Origin of the sequence: Hymenobacter telluris, from assembly GCF_017313265.1 — a bacterium.
Taxonomy (GTDB): domain Bacteria; phylum Bacteroidota; class Bacteroidia; order Cytophagales; family Hymenobacteraceae; genus Hymenobacter; species Hymenobacter telluris.
The window spans coordinates 308,077-330,458 of sequence record NZ_JAFLQZ010000004.1 but is presented as its reverse complement, the minus strand read 5'-3'; the positions used below and the strand labels follow the sequence as shown (position 1 = coordinate 330,458).

Here is a 22,382-nt window from a genome sequence, read left to right as displayed (position 1 = left end):
ATTCTGGCCTTCTGCAGAACCTGGTTAGAGGCGCGATTCACTAAGCACAGCAGTGATTTTCTGTGGGTCGGCGGTGGGCCAGTAGTAGTACTCCAATGGGTTCATCCAGTCGCCGATAAACACTTCCACCTCATCGGAATCCTTCACGCACAGCACGTACACGGGGCCGGAGGGCAACTGCCGAACGTACACGTCACCGGCGTATTGCCAGCCGTGCGGCGGCTGCGTACAAGGCTGGAAACCAACTTCCTGAAGCTGTGAACAAGTGAGGCGCGGCATGGCGGCGAAGGCAGGTAAAGTATTTGCGAACTAGCAGAGCAGAAACTATAAAGACACGTGCTAGCCGAAATAAATCCCCATCAGTTCCGCCCTTTATCACGCAAGATGCTACGTGGCGGCTTAGCGGCAACTCGGTAGAAAACGGTATTCTAAATCCGTATTATATAGGGATTATAAAGGTAAGTAGAACGCACAACTCCCGGCTCAATACTAGCCACCGGGCCGGGAGCTGCGGCTAGTAAAAGCTGGATAGTTACCCGCCTTCCTGCTCCGAAGCCGTGGTAGCGCCCGTCGAGCCATTGAGCAGGAACTCACGCAGGCGGTTGATGTGCGCTTTGATTTCATTGAGGCGCTCTGCTTGCTGCACTGACCACAAGCCTTCGCCCCGCATAGCCATGCTGCTGAGCAGGTTCTTGCGTTCTTCCATCATGCGTAGCGCCACCCACAGCGTTTCTTCCAGCGCATGCTTGGAACTCTCAAATAGCGCATCGGCGGTGAAGGCGTGGCCGGTATGGCAGCGGAACCGGAGCACATTGCCGTGTTCTAGTTTCCAGAGGGCGCCGCCACAGTCGGGGCAGGTCATGGGCACTCGTTCGCCCAGGTGGTCAGCTTCTTCGGTAGTTCCCACCACTCTTTCCGCAATAGCGGCCTCCGCTTTTAGGTCTTCCGGAATAGGAATTGGGGGTGGTGGCACTTGGCTGGTAAGCTCCTGCAAGAGAGCCGCCATATCCGAGAGCGGTACCACGTAATCTACGGCTACGTTGCGCATGGCCGTGTAGGGCATGCTCGGAAACTCGGCATCGGCGGGGGTTTGCACAATGGCCCGGCCGCCGCACCGCTTAATGAAATCGAGGCCGGCGGTGCCGTCATGGAGCATGCCCGTGAGTATCACGCCCAACACCGCAGTGCCGTAGCTTACGGCCACCGACCGAAACAAGGCATCCACGGCTGGGCGGTAGTTGTTTTCGCGGGGGCCGCGCGTAACCAGCAAGGTGCCCTCATGCACCAGCAGGTGCCGGTCGGCGGGGGCCAGGTAGAGGTGGCCCGCCTGTAGGGTGTCGCCGTGGGCGGCCAAGTGGCAGCGCAGCCGGGTGTGCATACTCAGGCGGGACACCAGATGCTCACCCGACGAATCGGGAGCCAGGTGCTGCACCACCAGCACGGCGGCTGGCAGAGTAGCCGGCAACTGGGAAACCAGCTCGACGAGGGCTGGCATGCCGCCCGCTGACGTTCCGATGGCAATGATATAAGACGGTTTCAACGTAGAAGAATTGAAAAATAAACAACCAGCTGGTGCGCGCAGAGCCGGTGGTTTGGCGTACCACCGCAGGGATACTACGTACCCTGAAGGGGGATAGTCTGGCTGTTGAGCTTGATTTTTTTGGTGGAGAAGCGGTTTTTAAAGCAACGGGAGCCCAGGCTTTCTATTTACTTTTGATAGTGCTACGAGTTTCAAATTTCCCGCTGTAGCCGGTTGGTTGCTATGAAAAAAAGTGCCGAAAGGCCTGGGGCATTCCCCAATACTATTGCTGATGCTACCACCGCCAACGAAGGGGTGGAAATACTGCCCGGCCCCGACCGGGTGGGCTTCAACCTAACACGCAACCCCCTCAATTTTCCGGTGGTAGGGTTGGGTGGTTCGGCGGGCTCGTTGAGCGCGCTCGAACAGTTTTTGCGCGCTGTGCCCGCTGCCAGCGGCATTGCCTACGTAATAGTAACGCACCAAGCGGCCGGCCAGCATGCCGAGCTCCAGCAGGTGCTCCAGCGGTTTTGCGCCATTCCGGTGCTGGAAGTAACGGACGGCATGCGCGTGCGGCCCAACCACGTGTATGTTATTCCGCCGGGCAAGGATATGTCGTTGCTGCACGGCACGTTGCATCTGTTTGAGCCCACCCAGCCGCCGGGCCGCCGCCTGCCTATCGACCATTTTCTGCAAAGCCTGGCCAAAGACGCCCGCGACCGGGCCGTGTGCGTTATCCTCTCGGGCATGGGGTCCGATGGTAGCATTGGGTTGAAGATGGTGATGGAGAACTTTGGAATGGTGATGGTGCAGGACCCCGAAACGGCCGACTACGACAGCATGCCCCGCGCCGCCATTGCCACCGAATTTGTGGATTTTGTGCTGCCGCCCGCCGGCATGGTGCCGCAACTGCTCGAGTATGTGCAGGAGCCAGTGCAGCGCCGGCAGCGGCGGATAACAGCCGCCCAAGACCAGCCCTCGATGCCGGCCCACGCCCTGCAAAAAATCTTTATCCTGATTCGCAACCAAACCGGCCACGACTTCTCGTTCTACAAGCGCAATACCGTGTTCAGGCGCATCGAGCGGCGCATGAATGGCCACCAAATCAAGGAGTTTACGCATTATGTGCGCTACCTCCAGGAGAATCCGGCCGAGGTGGAGCAGCTGTTTCGGGAGCTGCTGATTGGCGTAACCAAGTTCTTCCGCGACCCGGAGGCCTACGTGCTGCTCAAGCTGCACTTGCAGCAACTCTTGCGCAACAAAGAGGCGGGCAGCACCATTCGGGTGTGGGCCCCCGGCTGCTCCACCGGCGAAGAAGCCTACTCCCTGGCCATGACGCTGCTGGAGTGCTTTGATGCCGAGCCCAACCGCAACCTCACGTTTCAGCTGTTTGCCACCGACATCAACCCCGAGGGCATTGATGTGGCCCGGGCCGGGTTCTACCCCGAAAACATAGTGGCCGATGTGAGTGCCGAGCGGCTGCGGCGCTTCTTTACGAAAGTGGAAGGCGGCTACCAGATTCGCAAGAGCGTGCGCGACTCCATCGTGTTTGCCCTCCACAACATCAGCAAAGACGCGCCCTTCACCCGCCTCGACCTGCTGTGCTGCCGCAACCTGCTCATTTACTTGTCCAGTGAGCTGCAAAAAAACCTGATTCCTGTTTTTCACTATGCGCTCAATCCGGGCGGGCTACTGTTTCTGGGCCCCTCCGAAAATCTGACCGGCTTCCAGGACCTCTTCGCCCCGCTGGACATGAAGTGGAAGATTTCCCGGGCCACTGATACACCCACCCAGGTGCCGCGCCTTACCCACTTTCCGCTTGCTTTGGCGCACGCGCACGCGCCGGCGGTCCATTCCAGTAGCAGTATGCCTCCCTCCACCGTTCCTCGCCGCGACAATACCTTCGCTGCCCTCATTCAGCGGCTGATGCTGGCTACGTACGCGCCGCCGGCCGTGGTTATCAGTCCCAAAGGCGATATTCTGTACGTGAATGGCCGCACCGGTAAGTACCTGGAGCCCGCCCCCGGTTTGAGCGGGCTCAACATCTTCGACATGGCCCGCGAAGAGCTGCACTTTGAAATCAGCGACACCGTGCACCGGGCCAGCCAGCAGCGGCAAACCGTGGTGAGCGAAAACGTGAAGGTGAAAACCGAAACCGGTATTCAGTTGCTGCGCCTCACGGTGAAGTACTTGGAAGAGCCCGAGTTGCTGGCCGGGCTGCTGCTGGTGGTGTTCGAGGATGTGGCAACGCCCCGCCGGGTGCGGCAGGGCAAGCTCGATGCCGAGCTAAGCCGCGACGGGCAGGTACAGTCGTTGGAGAAAGAGCTGCAATACACCCGCCACCGCCTCCAAACCACCATCGAGGAAATGGAAAGCAGCGTGGAGGAGCTCAAAAGCACCAACGAAGAGCTGCAAAGCGCCAACGAGGAGCTGCAAAGCACCAACGAGGAGGCCATGACCAACAAAGAGGAAATGCAGAGCCTCAACGAGGAGCTCATGACCCTCAACATGCAGTACCAGCACAAAACCGAGGAGCTGAGCCAGGCCGCCAACGACATGAAGAACCTGCTCGACGCCACCGACATAGCCACCATCTTCGTTGACAACGAAATGGTGATTAAGCGCTTCACGCCGTCGGTGGAGAACATTATTTCGCTGCTGCCCACCGATGTAGGGCGCCCACTCACGCACTTTGCCAACAACCTGCGCTACGAGCGGCTGGTGGCCGATGTAGAGCAGGTGATAGAACGGCTGGTGAGCGTGGAAACCAACATTCAGGCCACCACCGGCAGCTGGTACGCCGTGCGCATTTTGCCCTACCGTACCCTCGACAACTACATCAGCGGCGCGGTTATCACCTTCACCGACATTACCAGCCTCAAGCAGCTGGAAATGCAGCTCCAAACCAGCCGCCGCTTTGCCGAAAGCATAGTGGAAACGGTGCGTGAGCCCCTGCTGGTGCTCGATGAGCAACTGCGGGTTCTGACGGTGAGCCCGGCCTTTGCGGCCACGTTTGGCGTGCAGCCGGCCACCGTGCGGGGGGAGCTGCTGGCCGCCATCAGCAACGGCATCTGGAAGCAGTCCGATTTATTTAGCCGCCTCTACGAGCTGCTCAACTCGAACATCGAAGCCTTCGAGGATTTCCAGCTGCCGCTGCCCGAGCTGGGCATGCAGCAAGTAACCCTGTATGGCCGGCGCCTGCTCAGCGAAGGCAGCAACACGGGCCATTTGCTGCTGGGTGTGCAAGCCATAGAAATGCTGCCCGAGAACGAAGTGCTGCCGCGCCCCTAAAAAGGCAGGCGGGAAATAAACTGCTGGTGGTACTACGGCTTGGTGCCGCACGCCACCCCGCCAGCAGCTTGCCGCATGCCCCATACCCCATACCATAGCCTACCCTGTAGCTGCTTCTGCCGTGAACAACTCTCACCCCGACGGTCATTTGCCCAGTGCCCACGAAGCCCTGCGGGCGTTGCGCGAGCGAGCCGAGCGGCGGCGGCAGCTTATCACGCGCGCCACCGATGAGGCCGCCCCCGATGCCATGCAACGGCTGGTGCAGGAGCTGCAAACCCACCAGATTGAGCTGGAAATGCAGTACGAGGAGCTGCTGGTGGCGCAAGCCGAGGCCGAAGCCGCCCGCACCGAGTACGTAAACCTCTACGACTTTGCGCCGGTAGGCTACCTGACGCTGGACGAGCATGGCGTTATTATTCAGTTGAACCTAAGCGCGGCGCAGCAGTTGGGTTCGGTCAGGCAGCGGCTGCTCCGGCGGCGGTTCAGCTTGTTTGTGGCGGAAGGCCAGCGGCCGGAGTTTATAAAGTTTCTGACGGCTATCCTCAACAGCGATAAGCGCCAAACCTGCGAGCTGCGCTTTGTGCGCGAAGACGGCACTTTCTTCTACTCGCAGCTGGAAGGCAGCCGGGTGATTTCGCCGGTTGATGATACCGTCAGCTGCCTGGTTGCCCTGCTCGATACCACCGCCCGCCACACCGCCACCGAGGCGCTGGCCATAAGTGAAGCCCGCTTCCGTCAGCTTTTCGATTTGAGCCCTGATGCCGTGGTGCTGGTGCGCGGCATGCAGATTGTGGATTGCAACGCGGCGGCCATGCAACTGCTGGGAGCCACCGCCAAGCGCGAGCTAATAGACCAGAATATCAGCTTTCTGGTGCCCGAGTTTCAGCCGGGCGGTGGGCGCTCCGCCGACCTGATTCAGCAGAATTACGCCATTCTGCGCCGCCAAGGCAGCCACCGGTTCGAGTGGTACCGATACACCTTGCAGCAGAAACCTATTTGGGTGGAAGTGGTGCTCACCTACATTACAGTGGGAGCGGAGGTGCTGGTGTATGCCGTGTGGCGTGATATTACGGCGCAGCGGGCGGCCCGTGAACAGCTGCGCGCCGAGAAAGAACTCTCGGAAAACCTGCTTGCCAATAGCGTAGATGGTATTGTGGCCCTCGATTACGAAGGGCGCGTAACGGCCTGGAACCGCGAAGCCGAGCTGTACTCAGGCCTGCGCGAAGCAGACGTGCGGGGCCAGCTGATATTCACTATTTTCCCGAACCTCGACACGCCGGAGCAACGCTACCAGTTCGAGCAGGTAGTGCGCACCGGGGAGCGAGTTGTATACCGAAGCATCCCGTTTTCGGCGCGCTCCGGCTACTACGACGCCTACATCGTACCGCTGCGCGGCGAACAGCAAAACGAAATCAATGGGGTGCTGGTAGTTATACGGGACATTACCGAGCGCAACCGCCTGATAGAAGAAACCACCCGCCTGCGCCTGAGCCAGCAGCAGGAGGTGCTGTCGGCCATTCTGACCACCGAAGAAGCCGAGCGCAAGCGCATTGCCGAAGCCCTGCACAACGGGGTAGGGCAGCTGCTCTACGCCACCAAGCTGCACCTCGCCAACCAGCCCTCGGGCACCAGCCGCCGCCCCAGCGAAGTGCACGCCCTGCTCGACGAGGCCATCCGGATGACGCGCACCATTTCCTTCGAGCTGACCCCCGGCATTCTGGAGGATTTCGGGTTGGCTTACGCGCTGGAAGAGCTGGTCCGCCGGATTCCGCACCGCAGCCTGGCCGTGCACCTGCACCTGGCGGGCCTGGAGGAGCCGCTGCCCCGCCTCCTGGAGGTGGCCGTGTACCGCATTGTGCAGGAGCTGCTCAACAACATCATCAAGCACGCGCAGGCCCAGGAAGCCTTTATTCATCTGGTGCGCGAAGACGATAAGCTGGCGGTGTCGGTGGAAGACAACGGCCAGGGCTTCGAGGTGGACCTCAGCTACACGCCCCAGCAGGGCATTGGGCTGCCGGGGCTGCGCAACCGGGTGGGGCTGCTTGGGGGCACGCTCCTCATCAACTCCCGCCCCGGCCTGGGCACCATCATCAGCATCGAGCTACCCGTGAAATAACCCGCACCGGATACGCGGCAATATGCTTATCTTTCATCTGATGCGCGAAGCCACTCAGGCTGAGGTGCTTTTGCTGGCTACGTATTTCCGGTTCTGCTATGAAGATGGTGGGTGTCAAGTTGCTTTTGGCGGGCCGGTGGCGGCCGTTGCTCGTGTTGTTGGGCGTATGGCTGTTGCTGGTGCCGGCCACCCGCGCCACCCACATCGTAGGCGGCGAAATGGAGCTGCAATACAAATCGGGCAGCACCTACACGCTGGTGCTGAACCTGTATTTCGATGCCATCAACGGTAGTCCCAACGCGCTGGATCAGCAGATTCGGGCGGCCATCTTCGCCAAGGCCACCAACCAACGGATGCAGGACCTGCTGCTGCCCTTGGTCAGCAACACCTTCGTCAACTACACCAACCCGGCCTGCACCCAGCCCAGCCTCAGCACCCGCAAGCTGGTGTACAGCCGCGACATCACGCTGGATGCCAGCCAGTACACCGCGGCGGGTGGCTACTACGCCGCCGCCGAGCGGTGCTGCCGCAACAACGGCATCAGCAACATCACCAACTCGCTTACCTCGGGCCAAACGTTCTACCTGGAGTTTCCGGCGGTGGTGCGCAACGGCCAGCCCTTCCGCGACTCCACGCCCCGCATCTTCCCGCCCCTCGGCGACTATGCCTGCGTGAACGAGCTGTTCTATTACGACTTCGGGGGCCAGGACAGCGACGGGGACTCTTTGGCGTACAGCATGATAACGCCCCTCACGGCTCCGCAAGGCACGCAAGCCATTACGCAGGCCGGGCCGTATGGGCAAGTGAACTGGGCGGCGGGCCTCAGCGAGCAGCAGCAGATACCCGGAGCGCCTACCATCGGTATTAATGCCCGCACCGGTCGCCTCACCGTCCGGCCTAGCCGGGTGGGGCTGTTCGTGTTCGGGATTCGGTGCGAGGAGTACCGGCGGGGCGAGAAAATTGGTGAAACCCGCCGCGACTTCCAGCTTTTTGTGTTGAGCTGCACCCCAAACACCGCGCCCAGCGCGCAGGTGTACACCGGCAGCAACTCCCGCGCCTACCGCCCCGGCCTCGATACCCTACGGATTGCACCCGGCCAGAACCCCTGCGTGCGAGTGCGCTTCACCGATACCGACCCTACTTCTCGCCTTACCTTATCAGTGCGGCCAGTGAATTTCAGTGGCCCCGTGCCTACCGTGGTGGGCACCGCAACCGGCCTGGTGCGGGCCGCCGGCAGCGCCGATACCTTGCAGGCCACCGTGTGCTTTTCGCCGTGCCTGAATTCCAACGGGCAAGTGTGGCTGCTGGATGTGCTGGTAGCCGATAATGGATGCAGCCTGCCCAAGCTCGACACGGTGCGCCTGGCCTTCACGGCCCGGCCCGCCCCCAATGCGGCGCCTACCCTCACTGCCACGTTCCCCGCCGCCGACCCCGCCGCCGCCGTGCTGGTGAAAGTGCCGCTCGGTAGCCTCTACACCGCTCAGCTCCTGGGTGCCGACTCAGACCGTAACCCGCTGGTGCTGAGTGCCACTCCGCAAAGCTTCGACCTGGCCGCGGCCGGCATGGAATTCAACGCCCAAAACGGGGCGGGCCAAGCCACTGGCACGTTCCGGTGGCTGCCCACCTGCGAGGCCGCCCAGCTAGGCGACGAGCTGACCGTGCAATTTCAGCTGCAAGAAACCGCCGATTGCCCCACGGCGCCCCGGCTGTTGCCCGTGCGGTTTGTGGTTGGGCCCCCGGTTGATACGGTGGCGTTTTCTCCGCCCAACATCATCACGCCCAACAGTGACGGCAAGAACGACGCCTTCACCATTCCCAGCCTGCCCCCTGACTACTGCGACGCCCGCTTTGCGGGTATCAAAATCTACTCGCGCTGGGGCCGGGAAGTGTTTCAGTCCTCGGAGCGCACGTTTCGGTGGGGCGGGGCCGGGGCGGCGGGCACGTATTACTACCTCATCACTTTCTCCAACGGCCGCCGCTACAAAGGCTGGGTGGAGGTAATACAGTAGGGGAGTAGGGCAGCCTACAGCAGTAAGCTGGCAGTGGCTACTATCTGACCGGGCGGCCAGGATTGGGGTTGGGCAGGCCCAGCGCCTGATTGATGCAGTAGATAATCAGGGCGTGCCCAACACGTTCCTCTTCTTCGGGGTGCTCCAGTAAATAGCGGTCGGCAATGTAGCCAATGGCTTGCGACGGGCTGAGGGCCTGCCAGCCCAGCCGGCTAATGCTAACGTAGGCCGGCTGGTCGTTAAATAAGTCGCGCTGAAACTCAAATACCAGCGGATCGGCACTGCTATTAACCAGCCGGGCAGCCAGCAAAAAACGAACGTTGGAATCCATGCTATTTATTTTAGTTGACGCTTAAATATACTAAAAATAATAGTAAAACGAAATCCTGAGCTGTATTTTAGAAGGTGCCAATTAGCTATACACGGTACTATTGCCCTGATTATTTACACTTTAGCTGGCTTTGTGCGTGGTTCCAGGCAGCGTGGTTTATCTTGCCCGCTAACTGCCCAGGTCGGCAGTTATATCCGATGCTTGTTTCTATGAAGCTTTTTCTTACTATTTGCTGCGCAGTTATAGTACCGGCAGCCACGTTGCAGGCCCAGAACACCAAGCCTAGCATCCAGGGCCTCGATGAAACGTACGGTTTTCGGGGGGCGCGTTTCGAGTCTGATACCAGTGCCTTCCGCGACTTGGCTTTAGCTGAAAAAGCCGGCCAGACCCGTTACTACCGGCGTACCGGTGAGCAGAAAAAGTTTGGCGCCGGCGAGGCCGCCGATATTACGTACGGCTTCTACCAGGGCCGGCTGGCGGTGGTGATGATTAAAACGCAAGGCATGAAAAATAGCCGGGCGGCGCTGGCCGAGTTGCAGCAACAGGCGGGCCCCGGCATGCAGCGCAGCCCCTTCACGCAGCGCTACGCCTGGAACGGCAAGCGGGTGCACATGAGCTACGACGAAAACGCCATGAGCAACGACGCGCTGATTCTGCTGACCTGCAAGAAGCTGAAAGAGCAGGAATTGAAGCAGGCGCTCAAGATTCGGCAGCCGCTGCCAACCAGCACCGGTATGTAGGGGGCGGCAGGGTGGCATTGGGTGCTGTGGCAGGTTGCTGCCGGGCCCGTGGTTACCTTTGGGGCACTCTACGGCCCGGCTAGCGCCCGTCCGGCCTCACTCGGCGGGTGCCAGTGAAGTTGAATTAGTTGCTTTCTCAATGCCTCAGGTTTCTCTTACCACCACTGCTTTCGCCACCAGCCGGCGCTGCTCGTTTAGTTCAGGCGCGGCCTCCTGTAAAATTCTGTACCTGAACTGGTTGTGGTGCTTGGTCCTGGCTATTGGGCTGCTATGCCCGGCGGCCACTTGGGCGCAGGACTCGGTGCAAACGGCCTCCGGGCCAACTGAAAAAGCTACCCCGGTTACCGAGCAAGACGCGGCGCAGCGCGTAGAGCAGGCCTATTTGGTCCTCGGCCGCATCAGCGGCGGCGCCCGGCGCGGGGCCGACACCAACGACCTGGCCGAGGAACTGCCGGAGGTGGAAGCCAACCTGAAAACCATCCGGCAAAACCTGACGCAGTACCGGAAGGTCATCAACCTGAAGCAGGTACGCATGTTTCAGATCCTGCTCACCGACATGCAGGAGCAATTAGGCGGGTGGCGCACCGAACTAGCTACGCAAGGCAAGCGCCTCACGCAGATGCAGTTCCAGCTCGATTCGTTGGCGGCGCACGCCATTCCCGCGCCGGCCGATACCACCACGGCGCTGGGCCGTAGCACCCAGCGGCTCAAGCGCAAGCAGCAGCGTGCCCGCCAGCTCCTGGCCCGCAACCACCAAGCCGTAACGCAGCTGCAAACCCGCGTATCCGACGGTTACATTCAGGCCCTGGAGCTACAGGATGAGGTGCGGGAACAGTCGCGCCGCTTCACCCGCCGTACGCTGGAACCCGCCAACCTGCCGCTGTGGCAAACCGCCACCCCCGATGCCGACGCCCCGCCCGCGGCGGCCGGCCAGCTCGTGCGCGAGTCGTATGCCAGCCAGCAACGGTTGCTGCGCTATTATTTCACCACCAACTGGCACTTCGGGGCTTGGATGCTGGTGGTGGGATTGGTGTTTTTTGCCTGGGTGTTTCGCAATTTCCGGTTGGTCAGCCAGGCCGCGGCGGCGCCTTCTCCCGAAGAGCAGCCGTTCCGGTATCTGCGGCCAGTGCCCATTGCCGGTACGCTGGTGGTGGTATTCAGCGTGGCACCCTTCTTCGACCTGAACCCACCCGCCGCCTACACCGACCTGCTGGAACTGCTGCTGCTGGTATCGTTGAGCGTGTTGCTGGCCCGAAGCTGGGCGCGGCGGCACTTCTGGTACTGGCTGGGTGTGGTGGGCCTGTTTCTGGGGCTAACGTTTGTGTACGCGGCCAGTGAGCCGGGCACGGGCATGCGCTGGGCTATGTTCTTGCTTAACCTGGCGGCAGTGGGGCTGGGCGTGGCGTTGCAGCGCCAGCTGCGCAACGGCGGGCTGAAGCTGGCCGCCTTCGTGCCGCCGGTGGTGGTGCTGTTTATTGTCCTGAATGCCCTGGCCGCCGTCTGCAATTTTACCGGCCGGGTGAGCATTGCCAAGGTGTTCAGCAGCAGCGCCATTCTGGGGCTCACCCAAATTATTGCCTTGTCGGCGTTTGTGCGGCTCCTGACCGAGGCGTTTCACTTGCAGATGCAGCGCAGCCGCCTGGCCGGGGGCGCGGCCGCCCGTTTCAATTTCCAGAAGATCGAGCAGGGGCTGCGGCTGGTGCTGTCGGTGGTGGTGTGCACGCTGTGGCTGATGAGCTTCACGGCCAATCTGAGTGTCTTCCAGCCGATTTTCCGCTTCCTGGAATACGTCCTGACGATGCCGCACCACCTGGGCAGCATCACCTTCAACGTGGCCAACATTGTACTGTTCTTTGCCATCATCTACTTGGCAGTGCTGTTGCAGCGGTACGTGGGCTACTTCTTCGGCGAAACCGACGACGAGTTCAACACCGACCCCGACCGCAAAGGCTCCTGGCTGGTGGCTATCCGGCTGGTGGTGCTGGCGGTGGGGTTTCTGCTGGCTACCATGGCCTCCGGCTTACCGCTCGACAAGATTACCATTGTGGTGGGGGCGCTGGGCGTGGGCGTGGGTTTGGGCCTGCAAAACATCATCAACAACTTGGTATCGGGCATTATCTTGATTTTCGAGCGGCCGTTTCAGGTGGGCGACTTCATTGAAGTGACCGGCAAAACCGGGCGGGTGAAAGACATTGGGATTCGGGCCAGCAAGCTGATTTCGTTGTCGGGCTCGGAAATCATTGTGCCCAATGGCGACTTGCTTTCCGGCCACGTCATCAACTGGACGCTGAGCAACAACCACATTCGGGTGGAGCTGGGCTTGAAGCTGAACCTCGATACCGACCTCGACAAAGCCAAGCAGCTCATCCGCGACGAGGTGCTGGAAAACCCCAACACGCTGCACAAACTGGCCCCGGAGATTCTGCTGAGCGGCGTGAACGGGCAGGTCTACGACCTCAAGGTGCTGTTCTGGATCAACAACATCCGGCAGGAGCAGGTACTGAAAAGTGAGGTGTTGGCGGGCATTCACCGGCGGTTCACGCAGGAAGGCATCAATATGATTTAAGCGCGTAGCACGCTGCCAACGCCTCGCGCTGCTGCCTGTGCGGCAACGCGGGGCATTGGCATGCACCTTATTCTGGTAAGAACAGTCCGGCAGTGCATATCAACTTAAACCAGCCTGCCTGAGCGCTGCTAGAAGTGGAAAATATTAGTATTTTTTAATATCAGAAAAAGCATTAATATTATCCGCTCAGTACTATTTGTGAGTGGCTGTCCGGAGGGCACTGCAAGAGGGTGTTAGGCCAGCGGTACGTGGTTTTAGAGGCTGCTAGTCCGGCTATCAAGTTGTTGGCGGTTGGCGGCGCAGGTTGTAGCAAGTGGAATATGTAGCCCGGCACGGTGTAGTGGTAGGGCTGTTGCGGTTGATACCTATCAGTTTGGGCTATGGAAACACGGGTTGGGGTGAAATACTGGACCGGACGAGCCACTGCCTTGGCGGCCGCCTACACCCGGCGCGAACTACTAAAAATGGCGTTGCAGGGCGTGTTGCTGACGGCGGGCGTGTTTTCGGCGTCGTTGGGGCTCAAGGGCTTTCTACTGCCCAACGAGTTTATTGACGGGGGCGTAACCGGCATTGCCCTGATGATTAGCCAGCTCACGGGTTTGTCGTTGTCGGCGCTGATTCTGGTGATTAACATCCCGTTCATTGTGCTGGGATACTACCAGCTAGGACGCAAATTTGCCCTCAAAACCCTGCTTACCATCCTGGCGCTGGCGGGGGCCTTGCTGGTGGTTTCCTTCCCGCCGCTCACCCAGGATAAGCTGCTGATTGCTGTGTTCGGGGGCTTTTTCCTGGGCGCGGGCATGGGGCTGACCATGCGGGGCGGGGGCGTGCTCGATGGTACCGAAATCCTGGCCGTGTACCTGAGCCGAAAGATGCCGGCTTCCATCGGGGATATTGTGCTGATTATCAATATCATGATTTTTGGCGTGGCGGCGTGGCTGCTGTCCATCGAAACGGCGCTGTATTCCATTCTGGCGTACCTGTCGGCGGCCAAAACCGTGGACTTTATTCTGGTGGGCATCGAGGAGTACACCGGCCTGACTATCATTTCCTTCCATAGCACGGAAATTCGGCAGCTGATAACCGATAAGCTGCACCGCGGGGCCACCGTGTATGAATGCACGCAGGGCTACGGCTCACACGGGCACCAGCATCTGAAAATAGAGGCGGTGTTTACCATTATCACGCGGCTGGAAGTGGTGAACCTGACCGACGAGGTGCGCAAGCTCGACCCGCACGCTTTCGTGTTCACCCAAAGCATTACTGATATGAAAGGCGGCCTCATCAAAAAGCGCGCCCTGCACTAACGGTTACCGCCCGTTGCTTGTCACTGGCGCGGCGGGCCGGCAACCGCATCACCCGTTTTCTACTAGCAGCTATGAACAAGGTAACGGCAGGATGGTGGGCAATGCGTAGCGTGCTGGGCGTGCCGTGGTGGGCGCTGCTGGTTGGAGCCGCCGTGCTGATAACGGGCGTGCTGGCCTGGCTCCGGTACCTGGCCTCCAACCCAAGCTTAACTAAAGACTTGAAACCGAGCGTGGCGGAACCGCGCGGAGCAGGCCAACAAACCGGTGACTTTCCGCCGGAAGAGGCTGCGCCGGCACCGCCCGACCCTGTCCTGATTGCGCAGCACATTGCCTCGCTCCACGAAAAAGCAACCCGTACTACGGCCACCAACACGCTGGTAGCTCTCGGCGACGGGGTGCTGCCGGCTTTGCAAGAAGGCCTCCTGCTGGCAACCGACGAGCTGCCGGCCCAGCGCCTGGCCCAGGTGTGCGCCCAACTAGGCAGTCCCGCTGCCCGGCAAGCCCTGATAGCCGTGGTGCAGGCGCAAAATCTGCTGGGGCGGGCGGCGGCCTTACGGGCGCTGAGCAATTTGGCCGCCGTGCCAGCCGATGCCCCGTTGTTTCAGCGGGTGGTAGAGAAAGAGCTGCGCTTGGCCCAGCAGCTCCTGCACGGCATGGTTGACGCAGTTCCCGACTGGCAAGATGCCCTGCGCTACGAGCTGCGCCGGAACTTGCAACGGCTGTTCGGGCTGCTGCTGCAACTATATGAGCGGCAGCCCTTGCTTGATGTGCAGCGGAGCGTGGCCCACTTTGCCAACGAACGGCAGGCCAGCCCCTGGCAGGCGTTGGAAAACCTGCTGCCGCGCCCGCTCTACCAAGGGCTGCACGCGCTGCTCGGCGAAGGCCGAATACGGCACCGCGCCCAGGTGCTCGATGATTTGCTGGGGCCATTGGTACCCACCGAATCCGTGCAAACTCTGGTTGTTCGGGGTGGGTTGCAGGCCTTTTCCGCCTGGACTATCAACGTGGCGCTGCGGCAGTGGCACCCGCAACCAGCCACTGTGGGCTTGCTGTACCCCCACCTGCTGGCCTCGAACGCGCTGGTTCGGGAAGGGGCGTGGGAAGTGCTGCGCCGCTTGCCCGTGCAACGCCCCGCCGCCTACGACCAGTTGCTTGCCGCCCACCCCGGCATAACCGACCTGCTGGCGGCTTCGCCGGGGCCGTTAGGTGGTGAGGTATCGGTGCGGGAACGGGTACTCTTGCTGAAAGCCACCCCGCTGTTCAGCGAAACCCCCGAGAATGTGCTGGCTGACATCGTGCCGGTTGTTAGGGAAGTGCGGTTTCAGCCCAACCAGGAAATATTTGCCAAGGGCGCGCTGGAAGCTTCCTTGTTTGTAATCGGGGAGGGGGAAGTAGCTATTTTCAATGATTCGCGGCAGCTGGCCTCTTTCAATAAGGGCGACTTTTTCGGGGAATTAGCGTTGCTCGATGCCGAACCACGCTCTGCTACGGCTATTGCGTGCACGCCAACGGTTGCCTTTCGGCTGGATCAGGAAGACTTTTACAACGTGCTGGCAGCACGCCCGGAGGTGCTACACACCATCATGAAAGCTCTTTGTCAGCGGTTGCGGCGGCAAAACGAGCAGTCGTTGGTGGCAGTAGCGCAGTGCTTGTAGGTGTTTACAGAAAATAGATATAAAATATTGACTATTAGTATCTTATGTAGTTGATAAATCGATTTTGCAAGCTGGGCCTATACGTATTTATACGAGTGGCTTGAAATAATTACGTATTTATTCCAGGATATTTTTCAGCCTATATAAAGTCAGATGCGTAAAAGCCTCACGATCCTAGGGGCACGACCTTCGTGCCCCATCTCACCAATACAATCTGACCCTATGAAACAGACCAAGAATTCTGCCTGGACCATTCGTGTAGCTGCGCTTCTTTTCAGTGCTGGTGTTGCTCTCTCGGCGTGCACAAGCACAAGCACCGACACGCCCGCCGGCTCTACTTCAGGCACTGACACGGGCACTACCACCACCGGCACCATGGATGGTACTACTAGCGGCTCCACTACCACCGGCACCACGGTAGGTACCACCACGTCGGGCACTACCGATGGTACCACCACCGGCACTACAAGCAGCACGACTACTACGGGTACGACCACCATGGGCACTACGGCCGGTACCACGACTACCGGTACCACTAGTGGCTCTACTACCACCGGCACTACGGTAGGCACCACTACGTCGGGTACCACGAGCGGCACGACCACTCGCTAAGCTGTAATTCCTTTGCGCTACTAAACGTAGTAGTGCAATAAAAACGACCCGCTCACTTATGAGCGGGTCGTTTTTTGTTAGCCTTGGTAAGCTGCTAGAAACCTATGCATGCAAACAGCCCGCAACGCCAGCGGGTGGTGCCGGTTACAGCCTGATACCGATGCCTGGCCCGAAGAGGAAGAACAAGGACTTTTTATTCATGAGGTAACCGCCGCCGAGGTAGAGCGGGAACGTGAGCTTGGCGTCGGAGCGGGTTGGGTAGACCGAGCCCAGCACCACAATGCCCAGGTCGCGGTTCACGTTGGCATCCTGGCTGAGGTTGAAGGCATTCAGGGCCACGAAGCCCGCGCCCACTTTATAGGGCCGCAGCTTGTTAATTTTGGTGGGGTGGTAGAAGCTGAATTGCGCCAGCGTGGCCAACGAAATACCGCCAAACGAGGTAAAGCTCGACTCCCCTTTGTACTTGGTGAGCAAGCCGCCGGGGAAGCTGATGTCGATGTCGAACTTCACGCGGCGCTGCAGCACCAGTTCCAGCTTCTGGGTGAAACCGGCCTCCTGGTACTGCGCCTGGTTGTGCCGCACCGTGATAATAATCGTGCTCCAGTCGTCGAGGGCGTAGGTTTTGCGGGCCGAGAGGAGGCTATTGAGGCTGATGTTGCCTACTTGGCACTGTTTGTCCTGGTAGAAAGCCGCCCGCACCGAATTCTCGTCGGGGCACACTACAATGTTATCCACGGTGCGCATCTCAATCAGCTCGCCCCGCGCGTTTTGCGTGCGGATGTCGAAGCTCAGGTACTGCTTGCCGTAGAGCTGCTTATCCGAGTCGATACCGGCCGTATTGAAGCTGAACACCACGTCGCTCACCGTCCGGTCGTAGAGCACCGGCCCGTTGAAGCGCGTAATAGGCCGCGGCGACTCCCCGAACGTTACGCCCACAAAATCAAGCGGATGGGGGCGCTGAAACTCCCGTACCGCCAGGCTTTGGCCGGTGGGTTGCCCGTTGTTGAAGATGGTAATGCGGCGCTTGTCCACGGTGATGGGCACCTGCACGCGGTACACCACGGCGGCATCGGTCCGGATACTGGAATCGGACGGAATAATCTGCACATCCTCGAAGTGGAAACGGGCCCGCGCCAACGATTCACCTTCCAGCCGCACGTCCACCGTTTCGCCGGGGTTTACGTTGGTGCTGTTGGTCCAGTCGCCGCCCCGGTGCCGCACGCTCACGGCATTAATGGTGGTTTTGGGCGAGATGTTGAAGTTGGTGATGTACTTGGCCTGGTCGTTTTCCTTGATGTAGAGGTAGCTGTCGGTTTGGCGGTGGGTGTTGTACACGCGCAGCCAGCACAGCACCCGGTCGTTGGTCAGGTATTGGCGCGTAAACAGCTCGGCAATCAGCGTGCCGCCGGCTTCTTCCTGTTCCTCAATGCGGTAGGTGCGCTTCAGGTCGAAGGTGCGGCCGTTGTCGAGAATCAGCTCCACGCCTTTGCGCCGCGACAAGTCATCAATGGTAATTTCCTTTTTATCAACGCTCAGGAAGCGCAGCCGCGACGCCTTCACCGAAAATTCCTGCCGGATGGGCGGCAGTGAGTAGCTCACCCGGCGGTTGTTGTCGGTGAGGAAGGGCCGTTCGGTTTGGGCCTGCACCGTCAGCAGGCGGGTGCCCAGGGCATTGGGCAGCACGTGCAGGCGCAGCCCGCCTTTTTCCTGCGTAATGCGGTAGTCGATGTCGCGGCCCTTGGTCCAGTCGGCGGTGGTGCGAATGTTCTTGAGGTTGTTGCTGCTGAGCTCGAACACTTTCTCTTCGCCCACAAACAGCTCGGTGTCGCCGGGGCGCAGCTCCAGGGTGGTACGCGTAACGGGCAGCAGGTTGACGCTCTGCGTGAGCGGTGCGCTGCCCACCGAGTCGGCGGGCTGGCTGAAGGTGAGGCGCAGGAAGCGGGTGGCAGTCAGCTCCTTGAACTTGATTTTGGCCCGGTAAAACGGCTTGTTTGGTACCGGCGTCAGCGAGTCGAGCAGCAGAAAATCGGCGGACCGTACGATGCGCACGGGCCGGCTGGTGTTGAAATTCAGCGGATAAACTTCCAGCTCGGCGGTTTCGTCTTCCTGCCGATAATAGAAATACAGGTGCTGCTCGCCCTGCACGGCTATGGTGTTGCGGCTCAGCTGATAAAAGGTGGTATCGGTGCGAAGCACCAACTCCCGCAACAGCGGCCCGACTTGCGCTTCCGCCCGGAAGTTGGTTAGTACGAAACCCAGCAGCAGTACTGCAAAACAAACCTGAAAACGAAAGCCAGAAGGAAAGCGCACGGAGCAAACAGCGTCAGAGGACATGCAGAAATAGTACCGGCCACACCACTCACCGGGTACTCTGAGGGCGTAAAGTTAGCAATTGAGGCGTTGCACCCGACGCAGAAAATGCACTTTTCTTACTTAAGCTGAAGGGTATGGCGCCAGCCTTACGCCCGTGTATGCTAAGTACCAGCAGTGTGTATGGCTCTGGTGCTCAAGGATAGAAAAGACGATGCCGACCATCTGATGAAGCTATGACTGCACGCTTGCTGGCTGGACTCCGAATGGTGGCCATTATTTGAAATCATTACTAGTTGCTTTGATTGTCGTTACCTGATTCGCAACGGGGCAGGGGACCTTTGTGGTGTAGTGCAGCGTGGATGGCAAGCAACGCGCCCCTACGTAGCCGGCGTCACCAATCCTGCGTAAACAACTGAGCTCTACTGCGGCGGCTGGTTTCATCCTTTTCCTCTCGAATCTGTTTTATGAGTACTTCAACCATTTCCCCAGCTCCGGCCAGTACCAAGCGCGGTCCGGCTGAGAATTTTATTGGGACAGTTTGGGTAACCATGCTGGCTGGAAACAACCCCACCGACTGCACCGTGGCCGACGTGACTTTTGAGCCGGGCGCGCGCAACAACTGGCACTCACACCCCGCCGGCCAACTGCTGGTAGTGACGGCAGGAGCAGGCTATTACCAGGAAAAAGGTGAGCCAGCCCAGCGGCTGCGGGCCGGCGACACGGTAAGTATTGCACCTAATGTTGTGCATTGGCACGGGGCCACCGCCGACAGCATTTTCACCCACCTGGCTATCAACCCCAACGTTGGTCAAGGAGCCGCCAACTGGCTGGAACCCGTCACGGACGAACAGTACCGTGCGGCGCACGAGTAACGCGCAACCGCTCGGGCCGAACTGGCAAGGGCATTAAGAACAACCAGAAAATGCATCTGAACACTATGCGCACCCACTTAATCACCCCACCTGTAACTACTGCCGTTCTTGGTGCTACGTCAACCTCGCGCTTTCGGCGTGGTATTGCGGTGCTAGGTGGGGTGGTTGCGCTGCTGCTAGCGGGTAAGCCGGCCACTGCCCAAACCGATACCAAACTCGTGCGGCTGGCCAAATTGGAAATACACCCGGAACAGCTGCCACGCTACCGAGCGGCGCTGAAGGAAGAAATTGAAGCATCGTTGCGGGTGGAGCCGGGCGTGCTGACGCTCTATGCCGTTGCTGATAAGGCGCATCCTACGCGCATCACCATTCTGGAAATATATGCCAGCCAAGCCGACTACCAGGCACACCTGAAAACGCCTCATTTTCTAAAGTACAAGAACGGCACCACGAGCATGGTGAAGTCATTGGAACTCACCGAAACCGAGCCGCTGCTGCCGAACGTGCCCGTGAAGTAGCCATTGCTGCCTTACCGTAGCGGCTCACTACCTCATCCTATGGAAATCCAACCCCGAACCATCTTCGAGCGGGAGTTGGCCGGCGAGGTTATATCCCTCGACGACCCCGACTACCCCCAGATTTACGCCGTCATCCGCAAGGCTATCCGCCTCACCTCGGTGCTGAACGCCATGCAAGTAGACGACAACGAGCAGGTCAACCGCGTGTTCAGCGAGTTGATCAACAAGCCCGTAGACGCTACCTTTTTCTTGATTCCGCCCTTCTACACCGATTTTGGCCACAACATCCAGCTTGGCCGGAATGTGTTTGTGAACCACGCCTGCACCTTCATGGACCGGGGCGGTATCACGCTGGAAGACAACGTGCTGATTGGGCCCAAGGTGAACCTTATTACGTCCAACCACCCCACCGAGCCTGGGCAGCGCCGCAGCACCATTTCCAAGCCCATTGTGGTGAAGCAGGGGGCGTGGCTGGGGGCCAACGTGACGGTGATGCCGGGTGTCACCATCGGCGAAAACGCCATTGTGGGAGCCGGCGCCGTTGTGACCAAAGACGTGGCTGCCAATACTATAGTGGCGGGCGTACCGGCGCGGGTGGTTAAGCAGCTTTAGAAGCTGCTGGCTGCTGCCGTCGTTGCACGTATCCTTTTCTCTGTAATGCGCATAGCTATGAAACGTATTGCGGTAACTGCCGCTCTGGTTGGCAGCCTCGGTTTAGTGAACTTCGCCCAAACCAACTCAACGGCGCCCGCCGCCAAACCTGCTGCGGCACCGGGCACCATCTTCCCGAAGGGCAACCGCGCCCCGGCCGCTAATTTCACTGGTGAGGTGCACGTGTACACGCTGGTGAAAGATGAGCCCACCTTCAACTGCGCGAGTAGCAACGTCACGTTTGCGCCGGGCGCCCGCTCGAACTGGCACACCCACGCCGCCGGCCAAATTCTGATGGTGACGGATGGCGTAGGCTACTACCAGGAGAAAGGCCAGCCCATCCGGCTGCTGCGCAAAGGCGACGTGGTGAAAGCCCAGCCCGGCGTAGAGCACTGGCACGGGGCCTCGCCCAAGCAAAGCATGACCCACATTGCGCTCAACGTCAACACCGAAAAGGGCCTAGTGGCATGGGGCCGGCCCGTTACCAACCAAGAATACAGCAGCTACAAGTAAGCCCAGCCCGAGACGTAACCACCGCATTATTCCCCTAAAATCACCTTGTCTTACAGAAATATGGCATCGAATCAAATGGGGTAATGCGCTGGTAAAACCAGTTTATCATTGGGGCGGGCACCAGTATTGGTCGGGCCACGGCGCTGGCCTTTGCCCGCGAGGAGGCAAGCGTTGGCTGTGCTCGGGTGCGGCTTCACAGTGGGGCACGCGCTGGTAACGGGTGGCGGCCAAACCACAGGAAATCTGCTTACCCTTCAGCTCCACCCGCAATTACGATGTCAACCATGCCACCAGGCTGGCACGGCCGCGCAGGCTGAATGCCGGCCCGAAGGCGTTGCACCTGGCAGGCTTGGTGGCCGCGCCGGAACTACCATGGTAACTACTTGTATGGCTGCAACAAAACCTGAGCTTCCCGCGTCTGTTGTAGGGCTACAGCAGCAGCGGTTGCTGGCAAAAGCCCTGAGCAACCCAATGACCAATTCTCGCACGTTTTTCCAGCCGCCCCCGGTGTTTGCCAACGGCGACGTCGAGGTAATGACCATGCTGGAAGCGCGGTGCGGAATGGGCAACTTCGACCGCCGGGACCTGTTTAAGGTGGTGCTGGTGGTAGAAGGCGCCAACGAACTGCACTACACCACCCGTAGCTACGCCGTTAAGCAGCCCGCGCTGGTGTTCACCAACCGCCTGATTCCGTACGCCTGGGAGGTAATAGAAGGGGCTGGCGAACAACACGGGTATTTGTGCTGCTTCTCCGAGTCGTTTCTGCACTCGGCTATGCGGGGCGTTAGCCTGAAGGATACGGTGCTTTACAAGGTGGAAGGCAACCCCGTCTACTTCCTCGACCCGGAGCAGGTGCGCTATTTCACCGACGCCTTCACGCGGATGCGGCGCGACCTGGAGTCGGATTACGCCCACAAAGACGATTTGCTGCGCAATCAACTCTCCATCATCATTCACGAAGCGGCCCGCCTGCAACCCGCCACGGCCCAGCACGCGCCTGCCAACGCAGCGGAACGCATTACGTCGTTGTTTTTGAATCTGCTGGAAGTGCAGTTTCCCGTTACGGCGCAGCTACGCGAGCCGGTGCTAAAGTCGGCCAGCAACTACGCCGAGCGGATGGCTATTCACGTCAATCACCTGAACGCCATGGTGAAGGAGGTAACAGGCAAATCCACCACCGCCCACATCAACGAGCGGCTGGTAACGGAAGCCAAACTGCTGCTGGCCCACACCGACTGGACGGTGGGCGAAATTGCCTACAGCCTGGGCTTCGAGTACCCCACGTACTTCAACAATTTCTTCAAGAAGCACACCAGCACCACACCGCTCACTTTCCGCCGGGAGCATGTGCCCGTGGCGTAACACGCAG

Annotated in this window: 17 protein-coding genes; 13 read left to right on the top strand and 4 right to left on the bottom strand. The window is 59.8% G+C overall.

Annotated features, from left to right (window positions below; genetic code table 11):
• Window positions 1-24: 24 nt before the first annotated feature.
• Window positions 25-279 carry a hypothetical protein gene (locus tag J0X19_RS08825; RefSeq protein ID WP_206983954.1) on the bottom strand — a complete coding sequence of 85 codons (255 nt, stop codon included), beginning with the start codon at window positions 277-279 and terminating at the stop codon, window positions 25-27.
• Window positions 280-532: 253 nt separating this feature from the next.
• Window positions 533-1,540 carry a chemotaxis protein CheB gene (locus J0X19_RS08820; RefSeq protein ID WP_206983951.1) on the bottom strand — a complete coding sequence of 336 codons (1,008 nt, stop codon included), beginning with the start codon at window positions 1,538-1,540 and terminating at the stop codon, window positions 533-535.
• A 222-nt stretch (window positions 1,541-1,762) separates the two neighbouring features.
• Here J0X19_RS08820 and J0X19_RS08815 point away from each other — a divergent pair, with 222 nt between their 5' ends.
• From J0X19_RS08815 to J0X19_RS08805, 3 genes are all read left to right on the top strand, one after another.
• A complete protein-coding gene (locus J0X19_RS08815; RefSeq protein ID WP_206983949.1) occupies window positions 1,763-4,810 on the top strand; it encodes a chemotaxis protein CheB in 3,048 nt (1,015 codons plus the stop codon).
• Between the two features lie 121 nt (window positions 4,811-4,931).
• Window positions 4,932-6,926 (top strand): sensor histidine kinase, encoded by a 1,995-nt coding sequence (locus J0X19_RS08810; RefSeq protein ID WP_206983947.1) that lies wholly within the window; start codon window positions 4,932-4,934, stop codon window positions 6,924-6,926.
• Window positions 6,927-7,030: 104 nt separating this feature from the next.
• Entirely contained in the window at window positions 7,031-8,935 is a 1,905-nt protein-coding gene (locus tag J0X19_RS08805; protein ID WP_206983945.1) for a gliding motility-associated C-terminal domain-containing protein, read from the top strand.
• 40 nt (window positions 8,936-8,975) lie between these two features.
• Here J0X19_RS08805 and J0X19_RS08800 read toward each other — a convergent pair whose 3' ends face one another.
• Complete coding sequence (locus J0X19_RS08800) at window positions 8,976-9,266, bottom strand: hypothetical protein (RefSeq protein ID WP_206983943.1); 291 nt, start codon at window positions 9,264-9,266, stop codon at window positions 8,976-8,978.
• Between the two features lie 209 nt (window positions 9,267-9,475).
• Here J0X19_RS08800 and J0X19_RS08795 point away from each other — a divergent pair, with 209 nt between their 5' ends.
• The 5 genes from J0X19_RS08795 (at window position 9,476) to J0X19_RS08775 (ending at window position 16,146) form a co-directional block, all read left to right on the top strand.
• A complete protein-coding gene (locus J0X19_RS08795) occupies window positions 9,476-10,006 on the top strand; it encodes a hypothetical protein (protein ID WP_206983941.1) in 531 nt (176 codons plus the stop codon).
• 139 nt (window positions 10,007-10,145) lie between these two features.
• On the top strand, window positions 10,146-12,572 hold the full coding sequence (locus tag J0X19_RS08790) for a mechanosensitive ion channel domain-containing protein (protein ID WP_206983939.1): 2,427 nt from the start codon (window positions 10,146-10,148) through the stop codon (window positions 12,570-12,572).
• Window positions 12,573-12,952: 380 nt separating this feature from the next.
• Window positions 12,953-13,879 carry a YitT family protein gene (locus J0X19_RS08785; protein WP_206983937.1) on the top strand — a complete coding sequence of 309 codons (927 nt, stop codon included), beginning with the start codon at window positions 12,953-12,955 and terminating at the stop codon, window positions 13,877-13,879.
• A gap of 71 nt (window positions 13,880-13,950) precedes the next feature.
• Window positions 13,951-15,534: a cyclic nucleotide-binding domain-containing protein gene (locus tag J0X19_RS08780; protein ID WP_206983935.1), complete on the top strand. Its 1,584-nt coding sequence runs from the start codon at window positions 13,951-13,953 to the stop codon at window positions 15,532-15,534.
• Window positions 15,535-15,756: 222 nt separating this feature from the next.
• Complete coding sequence (locus J0X19_RS08775) at window positions 15,757-16,146, top strand: hypothetical protein (RefSeq protein WP_206983933.1); 390 nt, start codon at window positions 15,757-15,759, stop codon at window positions 16,144-16,146.
• Window positions 16,147-16,290: 144 nt separating this feature from the next.
• Here the strand turns inward: J0X19_RS08775 and J0X19_RS08770 are convergent, their stop codons facing one another.
• Window positions 16,291-18,456, bottom strand: a complete 2,166-nt coding sequence (locus J0X19_RS08770; RefSeq protein WP_206983931.1) for a hypothetical protein — start codon at window positions 18,454-18,456, stop codon at window positions 16,291-16,293.
• A 467-nt stretch (window positions 18,457-18,923) separates the two neighbouring features.
• On the opposite strand from J0X19_RS08770, the gene J0X19_RS08765 reads away from it, so the two are divergent.
• The 5 genes from J0X19_RS08765 (at window position 18,924) to J0X19_RS08745 (ending at window position 22,375) form a co-directional block, all read left to right on the top strand.
• A complete protein-coding gene (locus tag J0X19_RS08765; RefSeq protein ID WP_206983929.1) occupies window positions 18,924-19,331 on the top strand; it encodes a (R)-mandelonitrile lyase in 408 nt (135 codons plus the stop codon).
• Window positions 19,332-19,396: 65 nt separating this feature from the next.
• Window positions 19,397-19,849, top strand: a complete 453-nt coding sequence (locus J0X19_RS08760; RefSeq protein ID WP_206983927.1) for a putative quinol monooxygenase — start codon at window positions 19,397-19,399, stop codon at window positions 19,847-19,849.
• A 39-nt stretch (window positions 19,850-19,888) separates the two neighbouring features.
• Complete coding sequence (locus J0X19_RS08755; protein ID WP_206983925.1) at window positions 19,889-20,461, top strand: sugar O-acetyltransferase; 573 nt, start codon at window positions 19,889-19,891, stop codon at window positions 20,459-20,461.
• 57 nt (window positions 20,462-20,518) lie between these two features.
• Window positions 20,519-21,013, top strand: a complete 495-nt coding sequence (locus J0X19_RS08750; RefSeq protein WP_206983923.1) for a (R)-mandelonitrile lyase — start codon at window positions 20,519-20,521, stop codon at window positions 21,011-21,013.
• Between the two features lie 471 nt (window positions 21,014-21,484).
• A complete protein-coding gene (locus J0X19_RS08745) occupies window positions 21,485-22,375 on the top strand; it encodes a helix-turn-helix domain-containing protein (RefSeq protein ID WP_206983922.1) in 891 nt (296 codons plus the stop codon).
• Window positions 22,376-22,382: the final 7 nt, after the last annotated feature.

Excerpts from the sequence above, each read along its gene's own strand:
- J0X19_RS08755 (WP_206983925.1), top strand. The coding sequence starts at position 19,889 with ATGGAAATCCAACCCCGAACCATCTTCGAGCGGGAGTTGGCCGGCGAG.
- J0X19_RS08800 (WP_206983943.1), bottom strand. The coding sequence starts at position 9,266 with ATGGATTCCAACGTTCGTTTTTTGCTGGCTGCCCGGCTGGTTAATAGC.
- J0X19_RS08785 (WP_206983937.1), top strand. The coding sequence starts at position 12,953 with ATGGAAACACGGGTTGGGGTGAAATACTGGACCGGACGAGCCACTGCC.
- J0X19_RS08825 (WP_206983954.1), bottom strand. The coding sequence starts at position 279 with ATGCCGCGCCTCACTTGTTCACAGCTTCAGGAAGTTGGTTTCCAGCCT.
- J0X19_RS08795 (WP_206983941.1), top strand. The coding sequence starts at position 9,476 with ATGAAGCTTTTTCTTACTATTTGCTGCGCAGTTATAGTACCGGCAGCC.
- J0X19_RS08750 (WP_206983923.1), top strand. The coding sequence starts at position 20,519 with ATGAAACGTATTGCGGTAACTGCCGCTCTGGTTGGCAGCCTCGGTTTA.
- J0X19_RS08790 (WP_206983939.1), top strand. The coding sequence starts at position 10,146 with ATGCCTCAGGTTTCTCTTACCACCACTGCTTTCGCCACCAGCCGGCGC.
- J0X19_RS08775 (WP_206983933.1), top strand. The coding sequence starts at position 15,757 with ATGAAACAGACCAAGAATTCTGCCTGGACCATTCGTGTAGCTGCGCTT.
- J0X19_RS08780 (WP_206983935.1), top strand. The coding sequence starts at position 13,951 with ATGAACAAGGTAACGGCAGGATGGTGGGCAATGCGTAGCGTGCTGGGC.
- J0X19_RS08745 (WP_206983922.1), top strand. The coding sequence starts at position 21,485 with ATGACCAATTCTCGCACGTTTTTCCAGCCGCCCCCGGTGTTTGCCAAC.
- J0X19_RS08815 (WP_206983949.1), top strand. The coding sequence starts at position 1,763 with ATGAAAAAAAGTGCCGAAAGGCCTGGGGCATTCCCCAATACTATTGCT.
- J0X19_RS08805 (WP_206983945.1), top strand. The coding sequence starts at position 7,031 with ATGGTGGGTGTCAAGTTGCTTTTGGCGGGCCGGTGGCGGCCGTTGCTC.
- J0X19_RS08760 (WP_206983927.1), top strand. The coding sequence starts at position 19,397 with ATGCGCACCCACTTAATCACCCCACCTGTAACTACTGCCGTTCTTGGT.
- J0X19_RS08765 (WP_206983929.1), top strand. The coding sequence starts at position 18,924 with ATGAGTACTTCAACCATTTCCCCAGCTCCGGCCAGTACCAAGCGCGGT.